This is a genomic window from Cohnella sp. 56, from assembly GCF_037963805.1.
Taxonomy (GTDB): Bacteria; Bacillota; Bacilli; order Paenibacillales; family Paenibacillaceae; genus Cohnella.
The window spans coordinates 175,396-193,749 of record NZ_JAZDQE010000006.1; the positions used below are offsets into that span (position 1 = coordinate 175,396).

Sequence of the window (18,354 nt, forward strand, 5' to 3'; positions counted from 1 at the left end):
CAAATCGATTGCAAATACTGAATATTCATTCTAGATGTGGGCAAAAAAAAGCAGTCGCCGGTCAGGCGATGCCATGCAGGAACACGTCTACCGCCAGTCGGTAGGCGGTTAGCGCAGCTTCACGGTTCATGCGCCTCGCATGCTGACTGAGCCCGAACAGCAGGCTGTCGAGGATAATCGCGAGCCCTGTCGCGTCCGCCGCCTTGAATTCTCCGGCGTCGATGCCGCGCTGGAGCAGCTGCCTGTTGAAGTTAACATAACCTTGGACCATCTGTACGATACGCTCCTCCACCTCCGAACCTTTCTCGGCATTGTTGAAGAACTCGTCGATCGCCTTGGTCAGCGGATGATTGAGCTGCTCGTGCGCCAGATGCTCGGCCATGCCGTACAGCTTGTCGGCCGTCGTCGCATAGAGCGCCTCCTTCGCGAGCCACGTCTCCTCCCACTCCCGATCCCACTCCTCGATCAAGTACAGGAACAGCCCTTCCTTGCTCTTGAAGTGGTAATAGATGTTGCCCGCGCTGCACCCGGTCGCCTTCACGATCTCCTCGATCGCGGTCGCTTTGTAGCCTTTCTTTATAAAAAGCGCCTTGGCCGCATCGGCGATCTTCTTCTTCGTCTGCTCGGTCTGCTGCTGCTTCTTGTTGATGGGAATCACCTCGATCGGTCTCTGAAAGATGCTGAATGAATATTCAGTATTATAGCCGACAACGGAATGCCTTGCAATGGCAGCTCGCGCCATGTGTATAAAAAGAAGACCGGAAGAGCTCCGGCCTTCTTGGTCAGGCTATTAAAGTTGGAGCAGCCGATTCGTAACCCCATCGCCTTCACTGCGGGAGGCGATCCCGCCCCACACGCAAACGCAACGCCTGCGCTCTAACTGTCACATTCGCCGCGAGCAGCATTCAATAGATCGTCCGGCCGAGCGCGTCGGGAATGCCGGATTTGCGATAGAAGTAGCTGTTCAACTGATCCCGCCACTCCAGCGCATGCTCGGCCTGGTGTGCGAGCCGGGTGCGGACCTCCTCATAGACGCGCGGCGGGAGCCTGTCTGCGATGCCGTCCCATGATGCGAGCAGCCCGGCTGCCCGCTCGGCACCCTCGAAGCGCGAGTCGTAAATATGCTGGATGACCGTCTTGCCGCTCTTGAGTCGTCTGTCGTAGGGCACATGGTGAAAGAAGAGCAGCAGCTCGTCCGGGCATGTGTCCGGTGATTCGTACATTGCAGCGGCGGCGGGGTATTGTCCGGCATACCCCGTCCCGGTCGCGACGGTCCGGTCGACGCCGATGCCGTCCCGGTCCGCGTAGTGGTAGGTGCCCCACGGACTGTACTCGTAGCCGTCGACGTTCGGGCCGTAATGGTGGTCCGGATTGACCATCCAGCCGACGCCGAGCGGCGCCGTGTACGATTCGTAGATAGCATGCGAATCGAGCAGCATGGTGATAACGGTCTCCTCGACATTCGCATCCGAACCGAGCGCCATCCTGATCCATTCGCGGCCGATCGCTTCGGCGGATGCCGAAGGATCCCAGGCCAGCCGGCCGAAGCCGTACCAGTTCGCCTGCGCGAGCAGGTGACCGGTCCAGTTGGCGTCGGTACCGACATTGGACACTGCAGCCAGACCGCCGCGCCAGACCCGCTTCCCGCGCGCCGCATTCTCCCCAACGCCAGTCCCGTCATGACCGCCAGGAGCTTCCTCCTCATTGCCAGCCTCGCCTTGACCGTCCGCCGCATTCTGTCCGGCACCGGCGCCGCCCGCCGCGTCCGCCACTGTGACGCCGGCGCCGGCGTCGAAGTCCAGCACCTCCTTCCACATCGGAAGCAGGTAGCAAAGATGACGCTGCTGTCCCGTGTACTCCTGGGTAATCTGCAGCTCCAGCGCGATCTGCGTGCGCCGGAGGCCGAGCAGCAGCGGCGACACGGGCTCCCGCACCTGAAAGTCCATCGGCCCGTGCTTGATCTGCAGCACGACATTGTCACGGAATGCGCCGTCGAGCGGCATGAAGTGGTCGTAGGCGGCGCGCGCGCGATCCGTCCGCCGGTCCCGCCAATCCTGCCGGCAATTGTATACGAAGCAGCGCCAGACGACCGTACCGCCGAACGGGGCGAGCGCATCCGCCAGCATATTGGCGCCGTCCGCGTGATCCCGCCCGTAGGTGAACGGCCCCGGCCGGTGCTCCGAGTCCGCCTTGACGACATAGCCGCCGAAGCCGGGGATCCGCCGGCAGACCTCGGCGGTCGTGTCCCCCCACCAGGCTGCGACCGCTGGCGCCAGCGGGTCGGCGGTGGCGAGCCCGCCGAGCTCGATCGGAGCGGCGAAGTTGACGCTCAGATAGAGCGCGATTCCGTATTCGCGCAGCACGTCGGCTACCCGCGCCACATCGGCCAGCCGATCACCCGCGAGCAGACGCGTCTCCTCGTCATGCACGTTGACGTTGTTGATGGCGACAGCATTGATGCCGATCGACGCCTGCAGCCGCGCATAATCGCGAATGCGGCCGATCCGCCCGCCCAGCCTGCCCGCTTCGAAAAACAGGCTCCCGCCTGCGTAGCCGCGCTCGATAGTGCCATCCGCGTTGTCCCAATGGTCGATCATCCGCAGCGGGTACGCGGGCCGCTCAACAATGCGGAGCTCGCTTAGCTCCGCGCCCGTCTGCAGCAGGCGGATGAAGCCAAACGCCGCGTACAGCGCGCCTCGCGCGCCGCCTCCGAGCAGGTAGACGCTGCCGTCCGCACCCGACCAGATCGCATAGCCTTCATCGCCAAGCGAGCCGTTGTCCGGGAAGCCGGCCTCCCCCGCCGCCGCAGGCCGCTCCGCCCGCACGGCGTCCGCGAGGCCGACGACGATCGCCGGCCCTGCCGGCTCCTGCGCGCCGCTCTCTTCGTCCGCCGACACCTCGGCCGGCAGCCGCCCGAGCAAGCCCGCGAGCGCACGCCGCAGCTCGAGGCGCGCCGACGTCAGCTCGGCGCCCATCCCCCGGACTTCAAGCCTCGCGCACACCGCTGCATGCTTGGCGCGCAGCGCCTCGTCTCCGATCAACTCGTAGCTCAGCCACGCCTGCTCATATTCCCCGTTCGCCGTATGATTGGTTACCATCGCTCATGCTCCCTCCCCGTTGCAAATAAAAAGAGTCTCCGGCAACAGAGACTCAGAACCTTGCTACCTCACTTGCCGCGATCATCGTTCCTTGCCGCAAGCGACCGCTGCTCCGAACACGATCATCGCCGGCCTTAACCGATTCGCCGCCGGTTCGGCTGCGCGGTGCATGTACTGGGCAGGCTGTACGTGCGGCGGATCGGCGGTACGATACCGCCGGTTCGGCTGCGCGGTGCATGTACTGGTCAGGCTGTACGCGGGCGGATCGGCGGTACGATACCGCCGGTCCGCCCGCCTGTCACCGCCGCTCCTCTCGCACTCGCGCCACCTGCGCCGGCCTCTGCCGCCACGGCAGGGGCCGCTCCAATGTTGTCAGGTTAGCTGCAAATATACAGTTAATCTCCGTGGTGGCGGCATTTTTCGGAGCGATAGCTGCGAATATACAGTTAATCTCGCGAAAATCGACCGCCATCCGGCTCAGACTCGAAAATAACTGTATAAATGCAGTTATCGCCGCCAGATGTCCTGGCGCAGGAGAAATAACTGCGGTTTGGCAGTTATCTCCCCTTTCAAGGCTGTGTTGCACGAACGGTTTGGGGAAGAACTTCAACGTAGCCGCATCCCTGTCGTCCAGGATCGCTCGTTCATACGCAACAAACAGACCAAGGACAATACACTCATGAAGACCACGCGCCGGGGAGCGACAGGATCCTTAACCTGACAACATTGGGGGCCGCTCCGCCGGGCCCGCCGCGCTTCAGGCGGCAGGCATCCAGATCCGGTACCGCCCGCTGAGCGCCAGCAGCGCGAACATGTACAGGCAGTTGTCGTAGTAGCGGCGCTCCCCCTCACGCACCGGCGTACGCCACAAGCGCTCGACGGCAGCCTGCGCATGCGGCCCGTCCGGCGCGGCCAGCGCAGCGCAGGCGTTGGTCGCGATGAGGCCGACCGGGTGCAGCGACGGCTCCTCGAACGGCGTCCCGTCGATCCGGTAGCGCCGGTAGTCGGCCGGGTCCTTGTCCGCGAAGAAGCGCAGGATCGCCTCCGCCTCGTGCGTCATCCACGGCGTCGCCCCGAACCAGGCGGCTTCGAGACCCACATTGGCGGCGACCCTGTACGAGTCGCTGTAGAAGTGGCCGTAGCCGCGCTCGTCGTTGGGCGCGCCGTCATAAAAAGCATATTCGGGCGACAGCCCTGTCTCCGGATGGCAGGTCAGCGGCAGGTACGCCCGGCTGGCCGCGGCGGCCTCCCGCCAGAACGGCCGGTCGGCCTCGTCCGCCCACAGCGCGAACAGCTCGTAGAAATGCGGCAGATGATACGACGGGTCGCTGTATTCGCATTCCGGTACGAACTTGATGAGCCGGTTGTCCCGATTCCACATCGGGTAGCCCAGCCCTTCCTCGCCGTTGTGCAGACAGGCGCGCAGAATGTCCCGCGCCTTGGCCGCGTAGTCCAGCGGCGGCTCGCCTTCGCCCCAGCGATGCGAAGCGAAGAACAGCGCCAGCGCGAAGTACTCCTCGCCGTCCGGCGCCGGGCCGGAAGAGTTCCTCTTCCCGTCGGGCGCGCACGACCAGGCGAAGTACCCGGCATGCAGGCCTTCCTTCATATGCATGTACGTCCATGTCCAGCGCCACAGCCGGTCGAACAGCGCCTTGTCGTTCATTTGCACGGCCATCATCATGCCGTAGGACATGCCCTCGGTCCGCACGTCGAGGTTGCCGGTGTCCAGCATATACCCCATGTCGTCGCCGGACGGATAGTAGATCCGTGTTCGCTCGTCGTCGCCGAACAGTCTGTGCCAAGCATCCGACAGCCTGTCCTCGATCTCTTCCGGCGCATAGCCGTATCGCTCGAACAGGTTCGGATAGATGCCGGTGCCGAAGGCGCCATTGCCGCCGCTTCCCGCGCGCATCTCTTGTTCCTGCGAACCAGTCGCCTTGCCGCTATGCATCGCGTTTGTCTCCCTTCTCTTATCCCTTCACGCCGCCGACGGTCATACCCTTCACGAAGTACTTCTGCAGGAACGGGTAGATGACGATCATCGGGACCGCCGCAACGATCGTCATCGTCGCCCGGATCGAGAGCGGTGATACCTTGACCGAAGAACCCGAACCGGAGTTGGCGAACGCGGTTTCCGCGCTTGAGGTCGTGTTCGAGTTTTGCAATATTTTCTGCAGCTCATACTGCAGCGTACTCAGCTTGACATTGGAGGAGTTGTACAGGAATACGTCGAACCACGAATTCCATTGATACACGGCCGTGAACAGCGCCACCGTCGCCAGCACGGGCAGACAGAGCGGGAACACGATGTTGATGAACGTCCGGAAGTCCCCGGCGCCGTCGATCCGCGCCGACTCGATCACGCTCTCGGGCAGCTGCTCGATGAAGGAGCGGATGATGATCAGATTGAACACGCCGATGATGCCCGGCAGAATGTAAACCCAGAAGCTGTTGATCAGCCCCAGGTCCCGGATGAGCAAGTAGTTCGGGATCAGACCGCCGTTGATGTACATCGTGATGATAAAAGCGATCGTGACGAATTTGCGCAGCACGTATTCCTGCCGACTGATCGTGTAGGCGACCATCGCCGACGCGAACACCGTGACGGCGGTGCCGACGACGGTGCGCAGCACCGAGATCAGCGTCGCGTTGTAGATCGTCGCTTCGTTGAAGACGAATCTATAGTTCTCGCCGGAGAACTGCCGCGGCCACAGATGGATGCCGCCCTTGATCGAATCGCTCGCGGCGTTCAGAGATACGGCGAGCGTATTCAGGAACGGATACAGCGTCACGACCATGAGCAAGGTGAGGAAAATGTAGTTTAAAATATCGAACACCCGGTCGCCGACCGAAGAATGCCGGCGCGAGCTGCGGGCCTGCCGCGAAGCGCCTGCCGCGTTCGCCATGCGGATCCCCTCCTTCTAGAACAGTCTGTCTTGTCCCAATCGCTTGGCGATATGATTGGCCGAGAAAAGCAAAATAAAGCTGACGACCGTCTTGAACATGCCTGCCGCGGTTGCGAGCGGGAAGTTGAACTGTTGAAGGCCGTATTTGAGTACGAATATGTCAATGTTCTCGGAATAATCGACGTTCATGCCGTTGCCGAGCAGGTACTGCGGTTCGAATCCCGATTCCAGCAAATAGCCGATGTTCATGATGAGCAGCACGACAATGACCGGCTTGATGCCCGGCAGCGTGATATACCACATCCGTCTCAAGCGGCCCGCACCGTCCATCTCCGCCGCTTCGTACTGCGCGGGATCGATGGCACTGATAGCGGCCAGATAGACGATTGTATTCCAGCCTACGTCCTTCCACACGGAGCTTGCGCCGAAGATACCCCAGAACCATTCCGCCTTGCCGAGGAACAGATATTCCTGTCCCTTCTCGATGACACCGAACATCTTGAGCAGTTCATTAACGACGCCGTCCGGCGCCAGCATCGTCTGGATGATGCCTGCGGCGACGACCCAGGAGATAAAGTGGGGCAAATAGCTGACGGTCTGCACGACGCGCTTGAACGCGACCTTGCGGACCTCATTCAATAGCAGGGCGAGCGATACGGCCGTCACGAAGCCGAGTACGAGATTGATGCCGCTCATCGCAAGCGTGTTGCGAAGGGCGATCAGGAAGCGGTCCTCCGAGAAAAGCGACTGAAAATGCGAAAAACCGACCCATTGCTGGTCCTTGAATGCCAGCGAAGGCTGATAATCCTGGAAGGCGATCGTCCATCCCCATACCGGCACGTATTTGAAAACGAACAGCCAGATGACAAAGGGTACGGACATCAGAACCAGTATGCGCTGTGATACGAGTCTTTTGAAAAACAGCTTCAGCCCGCCCGGCTCTGGCTTTGACGTCGACGGCGACGTTGGCAGCGCGGTGTTGTTCTCCATCCTACTTGCTCCTTCCGTCGGGCTAAAGAATAAAAAGGGAAAGCCGGCCGTCAGCATGAAGCAGCGCGTTCAGCCGGCTTTGCCCTCCTATCGAAAACCGTTTTTTACTTGGCTACTTCTACGATTTTCTTGATTTGCTCGGTGTACCATTTCTCATAGCCGGCCGTATCGAGCTTGTTGAATTCCTTCATGTAGTCGGCCCATACGCCTTCGAAGTCCGCCGGCTTGGCGAGCACGAGCTTGGCGTAGTACTTCTTCAGCAGATCGTCCTTCTTGGTCTCCCAGATCTGCTGCGGCGAACCCTGTTCCTTCGGAATACTCCAGGCCGGGAACCACGGACGGTCTTCAGGCTTGTCGAACATCTGTGCATAGGTCTGCACGCCGTACTTGTCCAGGATCGTCTTGTCGCCATCGGTCAGGCTCAGTTGGAACACTTCCGGCTGGAAGCCAGGCGCCACTGCGTTGCCGTCTGCGAGCGTGGACGAAGTGCCGTATTGCGGCCAGTCCCAATCGTACGTCTTGAAGCCGAACTTCTCGTTGAACGCGTCGTCGAGCTTGGCAATCTGCTCCGCCGTGCGGTAGAAGCGGCCTTTGTCGTCCACTTCGTACGTCTCGCCTTTGATGCCCCAGCTCTTCAGCACTTGGTTGTCGTCCGTCAGCAGGTTGTCCCAGTATTGAATAATACGGGCAGGGTCCTTGGCGCTCTTGGTGATGCCGGCGCCGCGGTTGCTGGTCCATCCCGGCGGGTCGAGGTACTGATCATGCGTACCGTCGAAGGTGACCGGCAGCGGGAAGTAGACGAAGTCGTCCTGCGACTGATCTTTTCTCGCCGCATCCTTCAGCACGTTCATCGCGTTGCCGATCTGCCAGCCGTAGTCGAAGAAGCCTACGACCTTGTGCGAGGTCAGCTTGGCGATGTATTGGTCGTAGTTGTCAACGAAGGAAGCTTTGTCGAACAAGTTCTTGCCGTTCAGATCGTTGAGCGTCTTAAGCCAGCGCTTCTCGTTCTCGGAGCCGGCATACGTCTTCGCTTCGTTGGTCGAGATGTCGACCATGACGTTGCCGTCGTTCGGGAAGCCGGCGAGATGCATCGGCGGGTTCGAGGTAGCGAAGAACCGCCAGTCATGCGTCAGTGTGAGCATGCCGGTCAGATTCTCGTCCTTGTGCTTGGAGACGTAGTCCTCGACCAGCTTGACATAATCGTCCAGCTTCTTGATCTTCGGATAGCCCGCTTCCTTGAGCACGCGGCGCTGCACCCAGAATGCGCCTTGGTTAATATTCGGATCCGCTACGTAGTCGCCCACCTGCGGGCCGAATGGCAGGAAGTAGATCTTGCCGCCGTAATCGGCTCTCATGCGCTCGAAGTAAGGACCGTAGACGCGCTTGATGTTCGGACCGTATTGCTCGATCAGATCGTCGAGCGGGATGAAGGCGCCCGCCTTCAGCACCTCCTCGATCGCGGCATCCGGGATGATGACGTCCGGATATTGGTTGGAAGCGATCATCGTGCCGATCTTCGTATTCAAGTCGCCGACCAGATGCTCGATCTTGAAGTTTACGCCGGTCTGATCCTCGAGCATTTTGCCGATCGTCGTCTCGTTCGTGTTCAAGTCCTTTTCCCCGGCGACGCCGTTGAAGAATGTAAACGTAACTTTATCGAGCGGTTTTTCCGACGCCGTTGCCGTTGCGGATGCACTTGAGGACGACGATGCATTGCCATCCGTAGCGGCGGGAGATGAATTGCTGCCCTTATTGCCGCTAGAGCATGCAGCCATGGAGACGGCCAATGTGGCAGCCATGCCGGCGGTCAGAAGCTTCTTTTTCACGAGCTCGAACCCCTTCCCTTTGAATCGATTGTTTTTTTGTAAGCACTTTCATTATAGTTTGAATATTATAGTTTGTTTACCGGGTAAACTAAAGATTGTACTTAGGATATTTATTAAGGATGCGAAATTGCGGTCAAAAAAATAACCCCGGCGACCGATTGCCGGGGCTTGCCTTGCGGCATGTCAGGACAGCATCTCCGAGAGATCGACAGGCTCATAATGAACATGCACCTCGTAAACCTCCGATGTCTCCTTCAGTTTATTTTCCACGCTCGTGGCAATCTCGTGCGCTTCCGCAAAGTTGAGCTCCATATCGACGAGCACGACCACATCGACGACAGCGCTGCTGCCGTAATTTCTCGCCCTGATATCCTTGACGGCCTCCACGCCTTCAACCTCCATAATCGCTTCTTTGAAGGATTGAATGGTCGACGCGTCGAACCCGTCGGACAGATGATGGGAGGCGTCGCGGAAAATATCCCATGCCGTCTTGCAGATGAGAAGGCCGACGACGATGGCGGTGACCGGATCGAGCCACGGCAGACCGAATTGCGAGCCGGCGATGCCGACTACCGTACCGATGCTGACGAACGCATCCGACAGATTGTCTTTCGCCGCGGCCATGACCGCCTGGCTGTTGACCTTGCTCGCGAGCCGCTTGTTGTACCGATAGACGAAGTACATCACGACCGCGCACAGCATACCTGTCCACACCGAGATCGGATCCGGGGATTCGCCGCTCCCGCCGAATACCGATCGCACGGCGGCATACAGCACCTGCAGGCCGACAGCGGCCATAATAAAGGAAGAGAGGAGGGATGCGATCGTCTCCGACTTCCAATGGCCGTACCGGTGATCGTGATCGGCCGGCTTCTGCGCGAGCCGGAGTCCGATCAGGACGGCGACCGACGCGACGATATCGGTGGCGTTGTTCAGGCCGTCGGCTTTTAGCGCTTCGGACCCCGCGACATAACCGACGATTAATTTTAGAGCCGACAGAACGATGTAGGCCGCGATGCTGATGATCGCGCCGCGTTCTCCCAGCTTCAGATTATCGTACCTTTGCTGCTGATCCATTCCTCGCAGTACCTCTCTCCCTCACCCAGTACCACTCATACTAGCAAGCGGCATCCGAGTGGGTCCAGAGAAACGTTTTTTCGCCGGGGCTACAAACATGTCGGCTCGCAACAAAGTTGCGCCGCACAAAAAAGCTTGTCCCCCCGCACCGGGCGATCAGCATCACGCGGAAGCGTCCTCCTTCACCACAATGCGGAATTCCGTCCCTTCTCCCTCCTGGCTCCTCACCTCGAAGTCGACCTTGTCCCTGTAGTACAGCTTCAGCCGGTAATACACATTTTTGATGCCGACGCTCTCCCCGATATCCTCGCTCTGCTCGAGCTCGCTCAGGATGGCCTCCAGCCTGTCCGGCGGTATGCCCGCTCCGTTGTCCTGCACGGTGCAGACGAGACCCTCGCCGGTCTGACGGATGGCGATGCGGATGAGCCCGCCCTCCTTCAGCTTCTCGATGCCGTGAATGCTCGCATTCTCGACCAGCGGCTGCAGCGTCATTTTCGGAATCATGAGTCCCAGCACAGACTCGTCGGCCTCGATGCGATACTCGAGCTTGTCTCCGAACCTGTACTTCTGGATGTCGAGGAAGCAGGCGACGAGATCGAGCTCGTCCCGGATCGTCACCCAATCCTTGCCCCAGGCCAGCGATTTGCGGAATATTTTGGCCATGCTGTGAATGATGCGCGCCGTCTCTTCCTCCTTCTTCATAAGGCTGCGCATGCGGATCGTCTCCAGCGAGTTGAACAAAAAATGAGGATTGATCTGGCTCTGCAGGGCGTGGAGCTGGGACTGGTTGCGCTTGATGAGCAGCTCCTTCTTCTGAATATCCGCGATGTACACGTCGTCGATCAGGGACTTGATCTGCAGGGTCATCCGATTGAACTCGGCGGTCAGCTGTCCGATCTCGTCCTTGGCGTCCTGCCGGTCGATCGTCTCGAACGAATGGTTCTTGACCTTTTTCATATGCTTCAGAATCCGCACCAGCCGCGAATTGAGCGACCGCGTGAACCAGATGATCAGCAGCGTCGGCAGCAGCACGTTGGGGACGGCCAGATACAGCACGAAGTACTTGGACTTGCGCACCTCCTCGAGCACCGCCGATTCCTTGAACCGACCCACGATCCGCCAGTCGGACAGGTAGGGGACATTGTCGAAGTCCTCGGCGATCTCGATCGTGTCCTTGGAAGTCTCCGATGCAGAAAAATCGGTCTGCGCGGCAAGCCCGAAGCCCGACGTGGTCGCATATTGCACCGCGTCTCCCTGCAGCAGGAACAGGTCGCCCTCCAGCGTCACGTTGTGGAACATCTCCTTGATCGCTTCCGGGTGAAGATCGATCTTCATATACTTTTCCCACGCCTGCGCATCCTCGCCGGTGCCGATCTTGCGGACGACGCTCAGCATCTCTCCGGTCGCGCCGGGATAGTCGGGGACCGTCTTCAGCACGATCGGGACGGATACTGCCGATTCGTGGATGAGCCGGTACCATGTCTGCTCTCTCGTCCGCTCCGTGACCGGTTCGACTTGCCCGCCGTAGATGAGCGTATCGTTGTTCGAGTACAGGGTGATCCGCTGGATCGCATCGTAGACGGGACTGTATTTGTTCAGCATGCTGATAATATAGGAATGATAGCTGTATACGTAATCGGACGGCATGATGTAATTTTTGTCCATGTATTCAATCAGCAGGGCATCGTTGTAAATGACCGCAGAAATCCCGACGGCTACGTTGACCTGCGTCATGAAGTCGTTGCGGATCTCCTCGATCGCCAGGGAGATGTCTCTCATCTTCTGCTTTTTGACGTTGTTGGTCGTGATGTTGTAGAAGATCGCATTCGTCAGCACGACCGGGATCAGGACGGACAAAAAGTATACGATCAGCATCTTGTTGCGCAGCCTGATGTTGTTCAAGCTGAACGCCGACTTCCGAATCGCTCGCATTGCCTACCCCCGCCGGTTACAGCTTTTCAATCATGGCATTTTTATATTCGGTCGGCGTCTTCCGCTCGACCTTCTCGAATTGGGTGACGAAGTAGTCGGCATTGCCGAAGCCTACGCTCGCCGCGATCTCGTATACCTTCTTGTCGGTCTGGCGCAGCTGGCGCTTCGCTTCCTGAATGCGCAGCTGGAGCACATAATCGTTGAAGTACACCTGGTACGTCTTTTTGAACAGCTGTCCGAGATAGACCGGATTCATATAGTAGCGCTGCGCAATGCTCTTCAGGCTGATGTTCTCGCAGTAATGGTGATCGATATAGGTCTTGATCTTGGCGATGTCGCCTTTGCCGATCGCATCGCGAAGCGACGATACGTAGCCGGCGCATTCGGTCAGAAAAGCGACGAGCAGCGCCCGCAGGCCCGCGAGCGTACGCGGTGCTTCCTGCCAGGCGGCCACGGCGTTCATCGTCTGCAGCTTGCGTTCATCGCCCTGCATCGTGCGGATGATCCCGGTCGCGCCGTACACGACGCGGGAGACGGCCGCGGCGACGGCGTCCGGTGCGAAGCGCTCCTCGCGGAAGGCGGCGAGCAGCCGGTCCACCGTATCCGCCATCGCGTCCAGGCGATGCTCCTCCAGCCCCTCCAGCAGCGCCGCGTACAGCGCCGCATCCACCTCGCGGCGGCCGGGGGCGGCGTCGCGGACGTCCTCGGACAGCAGCACCCGCTCTCCGTCCTGCGCGTACTTGTGCTTGCGCGTCTCCTGCGCGGCCAGATAGGACTGCCGCGCCAGCCGCAGCCCGTGGACGGCCTCGCCGATATAGACGCGAGGCGTGGCGCCTTCGCCGCAGCCGGCCGCCCGGGCCAGCCGCTCGCCGAGCGCCTTCGCGGAGCGCGCATCGGTCGCGCCCGGCACGAGCAGGCCCAGCTCGTACGTGCTCCGGTAGTGCACGTACGGCTCGCCGGAGGGCGGCGGCACAGCGCCTGCGCTCCGGGCGGCGCGGGCGAGCGCCCGCTCGACCTCGCCCGCGCGGCGCAGCGCCGCCGCCTCGTCCTCCTCGGGCGGCGTGTCGTTCAGCTCGACCGCATAGTAGCGGTACTGCAAGTCCGCCGGCCAGCCGAGCGTGTCGCTGACTGCGTCCAGCGCCCCCTCCTCCGCCCGGCCCGCCAGGAGCGCCTCGAACAGCGACGGACGCCGCAGCGCGTCTTCGGCCTCGGCGCGGGCCTGCTCCTCCCGCAGCTGCTCGCCGATGCGGACGAGGCAGTCGACGAGCTCGTGCTCGTCGATCGGCTTCAGCAGATAGTCCTGCACGCCGAAGCGCACAGCCTGCTGCGCGTACTTGAAGTCGCCGTAGCCGCTGATGATGATGAAGCGCGTGCTGCGGTATCCGCGCTCCTGCGCCTCGCGGATCAATTCGAGACCGTCCAGCACGGGCATGCGGATATCGGTGACGACGACGTCGGGCGCGATCCGCTCGATCAGCGCCAGCGCCTCCTCCCCGTCCTCCGCCTCTCCCGCCACCTCAAAGCCGTACTGCTCCCACGAGATCAAGCCCGCGAGCCCTTTGCGGGCGAACATTTCGTCGTCGACCAGGATAATCTTTCTCACGGCACCCTCCCCGCCCGGCTATCGCGCCGTTTGCAATCGCTTTCAATTTTGCCGTTTAAACCGGATTATGCTCTGACTTACGATGCGCTGCTCTTATTGTAGCCTATCGCCGTCCCATACGCACTTTTAAAAGTATGGAAGCTTCTTCGATAATTAAAGATGGGTGCAGGGGACGGGCGACGGAGGGGCGAGCGGCGGGCACGATAGCGGAAAAAAGTTCCGCTAGCGCGACGCAGCCAACGTGCAAAAGGCACCTTAGCGGAAAAAAGTTCCGCTAGCGCGACGCGGACAACGTGCAAAAGGCGCCTTAGCGGAAATTAGTTCCGCTAGCGCGACGCAGCCAACGTGCAAAAGGCGTCTTAGCGGAAAAAAGTTCCGCTAGCGCGACGCAGCCAACGTGCAAAAAGCGCCTTAGCGGAAATTAGTTCCGCTGGCGCGACGCAGCACACGTGCAAAACACGCCTTAGCGGAAACTAGTTCCGCTAGCGCGCCGCGGCACACGTGCAAAAAGCGCCTTAGCGGAAATTAGTTCCGCTAGCGCGACGCAGCCAACGTGCAAAACGCACCTTAGCGGAAAAAAGTTCCGCTAGCGGGACGCAGCCAACGTGCAAAACGCACCTTAGCGGAAAAAAGTTCCGCTAGCGCGACGCAGCCAACGTACAAAAGGCGCCTTAGCGAAAATGAGTTCCGCTAGCGCGACGCAGCCAACGTGCAAAAAGCGCCTTAGCGGAAAAAAGTTCCGCTAGCGCGACGCAGCCAACGTGCAAAAAGCGCCTTAGCGGAAAAAAGTTCCGCTAGCGCGACGCAGCCAACGTGCAAAACACGCCTTAGCGGAAAAAAGTTCCGCTAGCGCGACGCAGCCAACATGTAAAACGCACCATAGCGGAAATGAGTTCCGCTAGCGCGACGCAGCCAACGTGCAAAAGGTACCTTAGCGGAAAAAAGTTCCGCTTGCGCGACGCAGCCAACGTGCAAAAGGCACGATAGCGGAAAAAAGTTCCGCTAGCGCACCGCAGCCAATGCGCCCCCCCTCCCCCGCTTGCAGCGGCGCAGCTATACAATGCCAGTGCCGTTCAATGGTTTGTACAGGTGAAGCGGGGAGGCGGATCTGCTACAATGGGAGCGCTCCGGTGCGGCAGGCGTCCGGAATCCGGCTGAAAGCGGGGATGCAAAATGACGATCACCATCCGACACATCATTGATCGGCTGCGCGGCGACGTGGCGCCCATCGAATCTACGGTCGACACGCTGCTCGGACCGGGCAGTCCCGACACCGCGGTCGCGGGCGTCGCGGTCGCCTTTATGCCTTCGCTCGAGGTGATAGAACGCGCGGCCGCTCTCGGCGCCAATCTGCTGATCGCACACGAAGGCGTCTACTACAGTCACCGGACGCCCGCGCAGCTGCCGGAGGACGATCCCGTCTTCGCGCACAAGCAGGCCCTTATCCGCCAATCGGGCGTCACCGTATACCGCCATCACGACTATTGCCATCGCGCGTCCCCCGATCCGATCACGCTCGGCCTGGTTCGGGCGCTCGATTGGGAGCGCCATCTGGAGCGCATGCTGCCGGCCGCGGCGGTGCTCGCCGTCCCGGCGATGCGTGCGGATGCGGCGGCTGCACATGTGCGGGCACGGCTCGGCCTGCCCGGCGTCAGGTTCGCCGGCGATCCCGGCATGACCTGCCGCCGGATCGGTGTATTCGCCGGCTACCGCGGCGGGAGCGAGCTCGCCGTCTCGCTGCTGCGCGAGCATCGGCTGGATTTGATCGTCGCCGGCGAAGGGCCCGAATGGGAGACGCCCGAATACATGCGGGACGCCGTTCATTCGGGTGCCGCGAAGTCGCTGCTCCTCATCGGACACGCCGAGAGCGAGGAGCCCGGCATGCAACTGGAGGCCGAGCGGCTGCGGCAGGCCTGCCCCGGACTGCCCGTCCATTGGCTGGCCGGACGTCCGGCGCTTCGGTATATGTAGCTGCGTGCCGCCGATACTCCAACAAATCCTTTTACAACTTCAATCCTGCCGCGAACTCCCGCGCGCACTTCTCCATCAGCAGACAGAAGGAACGGTTGTGTCCGATCAGAAAGGAAGAACAATCGTAGCGGCTGCGCGCTGGCTCGAATGTGACCAACAGCCGCCGCTTCATATACGCCATCGCCGCCTGTACGAATCGATCGGCCAGCGGGGAAGCGTGCAGCGTAATATAGGCATACAGCGAGTGGTCCTCGGGCTCGTCGAGCACGCTGACGCCGGCGCAGGAATGCTCCGTCTCGATCCCTATTCTCTTGAGCTGCGTCAGCGCGCCGAGCAGCTCCGCGTCGACCTCGGCTTGCCCGAGCCACGCCGTCTGTTTGGCGCGCTGCCTGACCTTCGGCCGTTCGGTCCATTCGGCCAGCTCCAGACGCCGCTTCTGCCACTGTCGCTCGGTATGCTCGCTGACGATCTCCTCGCGCGCATCCTTTTGGCCTGCATCAGCCATGTCCATCCCCTCCTGCCGCACTTCAACAGTGTATCCTTCCGGCGTGCCCATCGCTACCCTTTAATCCTGCCGCTCGGGGACCGGTCTGTACTCGGCATACGCCTCTCTCATGTGAGCTTCATTTAACGGCCGATCCTCGATGATCGCTTTCCGCTTCGCTTTCATCAGAATCTGCTCCATATCGGCATAGCTGCACCCGCGCAGCAGCTCCGCCGCCGCCCGCTCGACGCCCGCCTGCTGCGCGAAGCCGCCGAGCAGCAGCCCGATATATTCAGCGCGCGACGAATCGTCGGGCATCCGGTACGCGAGCTTGGTGTCGAACCGCCGCCAGACCGCCCGATCCAGCTCGGACTCGAGATTGGTGGCCGCCATCAGCACGCTGTCCCCGTCGAACGCATCCAGGCATTGCAGCAGCGTGTTGACGACACGGGCCATCTCCTTGACCTCGTCGCTGCTGTCGCGCGTGCGGGCGAGCGCATCGAACTCATCGAGGAACAGGACGCAGGGCGAGGCTTGCGCATGCTCGAATATTTTGCCCACATTGCTCCCCGTCTCGCCCAGATGACTGTGAATGATCGCATCCAGCCTGACCACAACCAAAGGAAGCGCCAGCCGCTGCGCGATATGATAAGCGGTTAACGTTTTACCGGTGCCCGGCGGACCGAACATTACGATCTTGTTGGGAATCGGCACCTCGTAAAGCGCGAACTTATCCTTCATACCCAATATCGCGATAAATTGTTCCACGATCGTGCGGTTGTGCGGCGGTAATACGATATGTCTGGCTTTTCTGGCGCACTCCTTCGGCGTGTAGCAGGTCGCCATATCGATCCCTTTCGCGCGGGGCAGACGGACGGAAGAGTTGCTTTTGCTCATGATGCGCGTGCTCCTTCGCAGATTTTCGTTACATTGTGGGCTGTTCGTCTTATTTCCTGACCACGGCCTTGAGCAAAGGATACAGAAAAAAGGGGGCGCCCATCAGCGTCGTGACCGCGCCGACCGGGAGGGTGGCCGCATGATGCGCCATGCAGCTGCAGCAGCCGGCGCAGTTGCAGAGGCCGGCTGCGGGACCGCATTCCGGCTTGCCCCGCAGCCGGTTAACAGCACGACCGCAGCGGTCATGGCGATCCATAGCTTTCTTGTTTTTCTGTTCAAGCCAATTCCTCTTTATGTAATAATTACGATTATTCGAGATGGCTGGCAACGCCGATCCGCCGTACGCCGGGCCTGACCGCGGCTTCAATCGCCCGGCCAGCCCGGCATATTCTTTAGCGGGTTTCGCGGTGAAGCGTGCGCCGCTTGAGCCGCGGGCAATACTTCATCATCTCGATGCGTCCCGAGTGGGTTCTTTTGTTTTTCGTTGTCGTATAGTTCCGGTCCCCCGTCTCGGTACATGCAAGCGTAACAATGACGCGCATAAAACTCGCCTCCTTTAATAGTAATAATTACACAACAAACAGATTACTCCTTCCCTCCCGCTTCTGTCAACAAGGCAAGCCTCATCCGTACTGCGCCAATATTTTGGACACGTACTCCCGCAACGCTCTGCGCACTTCAACCGGCTCCACCACTTCGCACTTGTCCCCGAACGCGAGCAGCTTGTCGTAGCCGTGTGAATTGTTGACAATCGAATACTTGGCGAGACAGGTCTCGTCCCCCCGTTCGAGGATGTAGTCCTCCCCGAAGCGCTCGATCACCCGATCGGCCACCGAACGATGGATGCGGATCTTGACCTCCACCCATTCCCCGCTCATCCATGCGCCCCCGTCCATCGGCAAGGGCTTGAAGTCCCTCGGCGCAAACGCCTCCCGCTGCACCTGCAGCCGGCTCATCCGTGCCAGCTTGAAGATGCGGTAATCCGCCCGGTCGACGCAGTAGCCCTGCAAGTACCAGCTGCCCGCTTTGAAGACGACCTGGTACGGCTCGACCTTGCGGGCGCTGAGACGTCCGTCCCGGTCCGCATAGTCGAAGGCCAGACAACGCGCCTCATTCATCGCGGTCTCGATCAGACTGAGCGAGCTGCGCAGCGACTCGTTCCCCCGGTTAAGCGACAGATCGACGGCGAACTTCCCTTCCGGCGTCCCCGTGCCGCTCTCGCGATGAATGGCGTTCAGCTTTTCTACGATGTATGCCAGCTCCTTGTGGCCGAACAGCTGCCGATAGCCGTTCAAGCTGGCCGCCAACGTCTGGATATCGCGCTGCGTGAACAGCAGCTTGTCCACCTTATAAGCTTTCATCAGCCCGATGCCGCCCGTCGCGCCCTCCTGCGTGAAGATTGGCAGCCCCGCCATCGTCAGCGTATCGATATCGCGATAGATCGTCCTGCGGCTCACTTCCAGCCGTTCGGCCAATTCCCGTGCGCTGACCACTTCGCGCTCCAGCAGCAGCATTATCAACGCCATCAAGCGATCGATTTTCAATACGCCACCCCCGCATCAAGTATGCC

The 18,354-nt window shown here is 60.5% G+C and carries 15 protein-coding genes; 2 read left to right on the plus strand and 13 right to left on the minus strand.

Annotated features, from left to right (window positions below; genetic code table 11):
* Positions 1 to 61: 61 nt before the first annotated feature.
* From VQ071_RS13230 to VQ071_RS13270, 9 genes are all read right to left on the minus strand, one after another.
* Positions 62 to 649, minus strand: a complete 588-nt coding sequence (locus tag VQ071_RS13230) for a TetR/AcrR family transcriptional regulator (protein WP_340514602.1) — start codon at positions 647 to 649, stop codon at positions 62 to 64.
* A 256-nt stretch (positions 650 to 905) separates the two neighbouring features.
* A complete protein-coding gene (locus VQ071_RS13235) occupies positions 906 to 3,098 on the minus strand; it encodes an alpha-glucuronidase family glycosyl hydrolase (RefSeq protein ID WP_340514480.1) in 2,193 nt (730 codons plus the stop codon).
* A gap of 757 nt (positions 3,099 to 3,855) precedes the next feature.
* The gene (locus tag VQ071_RS13240; protein WP_340514604.1) at positions 3,856 to 5,010 is read right to left on the minus strand and encodes a glycosyl hydrolase family 8; all 1,155 of its coding nucleotides are present in this window, start codon (positions 5,008 to 5,010) and stop codon (positions 3,856 to 3,858) included.
* Between the two features lie 58 nt (positions 5,011 to 5,068).
* Positions 5,069 to 6,004 carry a carbohydrate ABC transporter permease gene (locus VQ071_RS13245; RefSeq protein WP_340514481.1) on the minus strand — a complete coding sequence of 312 codons (936 nt, stop codon included), beginning with the start codon at positions 6,002 to 6,004 and terminating at the stop codon, positions 5,069 to 5,071.
* A gap of 15 nt (positions 6,005 to 6,019) precedes the next feature.
* Positions 6,020 to 6,994, minus strand: a complete 975-nt coding sequence (locus VQ071_RS13250) for an ABC transporter permease (protein ID WP_340514482.1) — start codon at positions 6,992 to 6,994, stop codon at positions 6,020 to 6,022.
* A 104-nt stretch (positions 6,995 to 7,098) separates the two neighbouring features.
* On the minus strand, positions 7,099 to 8,820 hold the full coding sequence (locus tag VQ071_RS13255; RefSeq protein ID WP_445293291.1) for an ABC transporter substrate-binding protein: 1,722 nt from the start codon (positions 8,818 to 8,820) through the stop codon (positions 7,099 to 7,101).
* Between the two features lie 183 nt (positions 8,821 to 9,003).
* Positions 9,004 to 9,897, minus strand: coding sequence for a cation diffusion facilitator family transporter (locus VQ071_RS13260; protein WP_340514483.1), 894 nt, complete (start codon positions 9,895 to 9,897; stop codon positions 9,004 to 9,006).
* A gap of 162 nt (positions 9,898 to 10,059) precedes the next feature.
* Positions 10,060 to 11,829: a sensor histidine kinase gene (locus tag VQ071_RS13265; RefSeq protein ID WP_340514484.1), complete on the minus strand. Its 1,770-nt coding sequence runs from the start codon at positions 11,827 to 11,829 to the stop codon at positions 10,060 to 10,062.
* A gap of 16 nt (positions 11,830 to 11,845) precedes the next feature.
* Entirely contained in the window at positions 11,846 to 13,432 is a 1,587-nt protein-coding gene (locus VQ071_RS13270; protein ID WP_340514485.1) for a response regulator transcription factor, read from the minus strand.
* A 1,173-nt stretch (positions 13,433 to 14,605) separates the two neighbouring features.
* Between VQ071_RS13270 and VQ071_RS13275 the strand changes: the two genes are divergently transcribed.
* Complete coding sequence (locus VQ071_RS13275) at positions 14,606 to 15,403, plus strand: Nif3-like dinuclear metal center hexameric protein (RefSeq protein ID WP_340514486.1); 798 nt, start codon at positions 14,606 to 14,608, stop codon at positions 15,401 to 15,403.
* A gap of 31 nt (positions 15,404 to 15,434) precedes the next feature.
* Here the strand turns inward: VQ071_RS13275 and VQ071_RS13280 are convergent, their stop codons facing one another.
* Entirely contained in the window at positions 15,435 to 15,908 is a 474-nt protein-coding gene (locus VQ071_RS13280) for a hypothetical protein (protein ID WP_340514487.1), read from the minus strand.
* A gap of 60 nt (positions 15,909 to 15,968) precedes the next feature.
* The gene (locus tag VQ071_RS13285; protein ID WP_340514488.1) at positions 15,969 to 16,784 is read right to left on the minus strand and encodes an AAA family ATPase; all 816 of its coding nucleotides are present in this window, start codon (positions 16,782 to 16,784) and stop codon (positions 15,969 to 15,971) included.
* On the opposite strand from VQ071_RS13285, the gene VQ071_RS13290 reads away from it, so the two are divergent.
* The gene (locus VQ071_RS13290) at positions 16,783 to 17,139 is read left to right on the plus strand and encodes a hypothetical protein (protein ID WP_340514489.1); all 357 of its coding nucleotides are present in this window, start codon (positions 16,783 to 16,785) and stop codon (positions 17,137 to 17,139) included. The genes VQ071_RS13285 and VQ071_RS13290 overlap by 2 nt on opposite strands.
* A 37-nt stretch (positions 17,140 to 17,176) precedes the next feature.
* Here VQ071_RS13290 and rpmG read toward each other — a convergent pair whose 3' ends face one another.
* A complete protein-coding gene (gene rpmG, locus VQ071_RS13295) occupies positions 17,177 to 17,326 on the minus strand; it encodes a 50S ribosomal protein L33 (RefSeq protein ID WP_340514491.1) in 150 nt (49 codons plus the stop codon).
* Between the two features lie 81 nt (positions 17,327 to 17,407).
* On the minus strand, positions 17,408 to 18,328 hold the full coding sequence (locus VQ071_RS13300; protein ID WP_340514493.1) for a helix-turn-helix transcriptional regulator: 921 nt from the start codon (positions 18,326 to 18,328) through the stop codon (positions 17,408 to 17,410).
* Positions 18,329 to 18,354: the final 26 nt, after the last annotated feature.

Excerpts from the sequence above, each read along its gene's own strand:
- VQ071_RS13235 (WP_340514480.1), bottom strand. The coding sequence starts at position 3,098 with ATGGTAACCAATCATACGGCGAACGGGGAATATGAGCAGGCGTGGCTG.
- VQ071_RS13240 (WP_340514604.1), bottom strand. The coding sequence starts at position 5,010 with ATGCGCGCGGGAAGCGGCGGCAATGGCGCCTTCGGCACCGGCATCTAT.
- VQ071_RS13245 (WP_340514481.1), bottom strand. The coding sequence starts at position 6,004 with ATGGCGAACGCGGCAGGCGCTTCGCGGCAGGCCCGCAGCTCGCGCCGG.
- VQ071_RS13250 (WP_340514482.1), bottom strand. The coding sequence starts at position 6,994 with ATGGAGAACAACACCGCGCTGCCAACGTCGCCGTCGACGTCAAAGCCA.
- VQ071_RS13260 (WP_340514483.1), bottom strand. The coding sequence starts at position 9,897 with ATGGATCAGCAGCAAAGGTACGATAATCTGAAGCTGGGAGAACGCGGC.
- VQ071_RS13265 (WP_340514484.1), bottom strand. The coding sequence starts at position 11,829 with ATGCGAGCGATTCGGAAGTCGGCGTTCAGCTTGAACAACATCAGGCTG.
- VQ071_RS13275 (WP_340514486.1), top strand. The coding sequence starts at position 14,606 with ATGACGATCACCATCCGACACATCATTGATCGGCTGCGCGGCGACGTG.
- VQ071_RS13280 (WP_340514487.1), bottom strand. The coding sequence starts at position 15,908 with ATGGCTGATGCAGGCCAAAAGGATGCGCGCGAGGAGATCGTCAGCGAG.
- VQ071_RS13290 (WP_340514489.1), top strand. The coding sequence starts at position 16,783 with ATGATGCGCGTGCTCCTTCGCAGATTTTCGTTACATTGTGGGCTGTTC.
- VQ071_RS13285 (WP_340514488.1), bottom strand. The coding sequence starts at position 16,784 with ATGAGCAAAAGCAACTCTTCCGTCCGTCTGCCCCGCGCGAAAGGGATC.
- rpmG (WP_340514491.1), bottom strand. The coding sequence starts at position 17,326 with ATGCGCGTCATTGTTACGCTTGCATGTACCGAGACGGGGGACCGGAAC.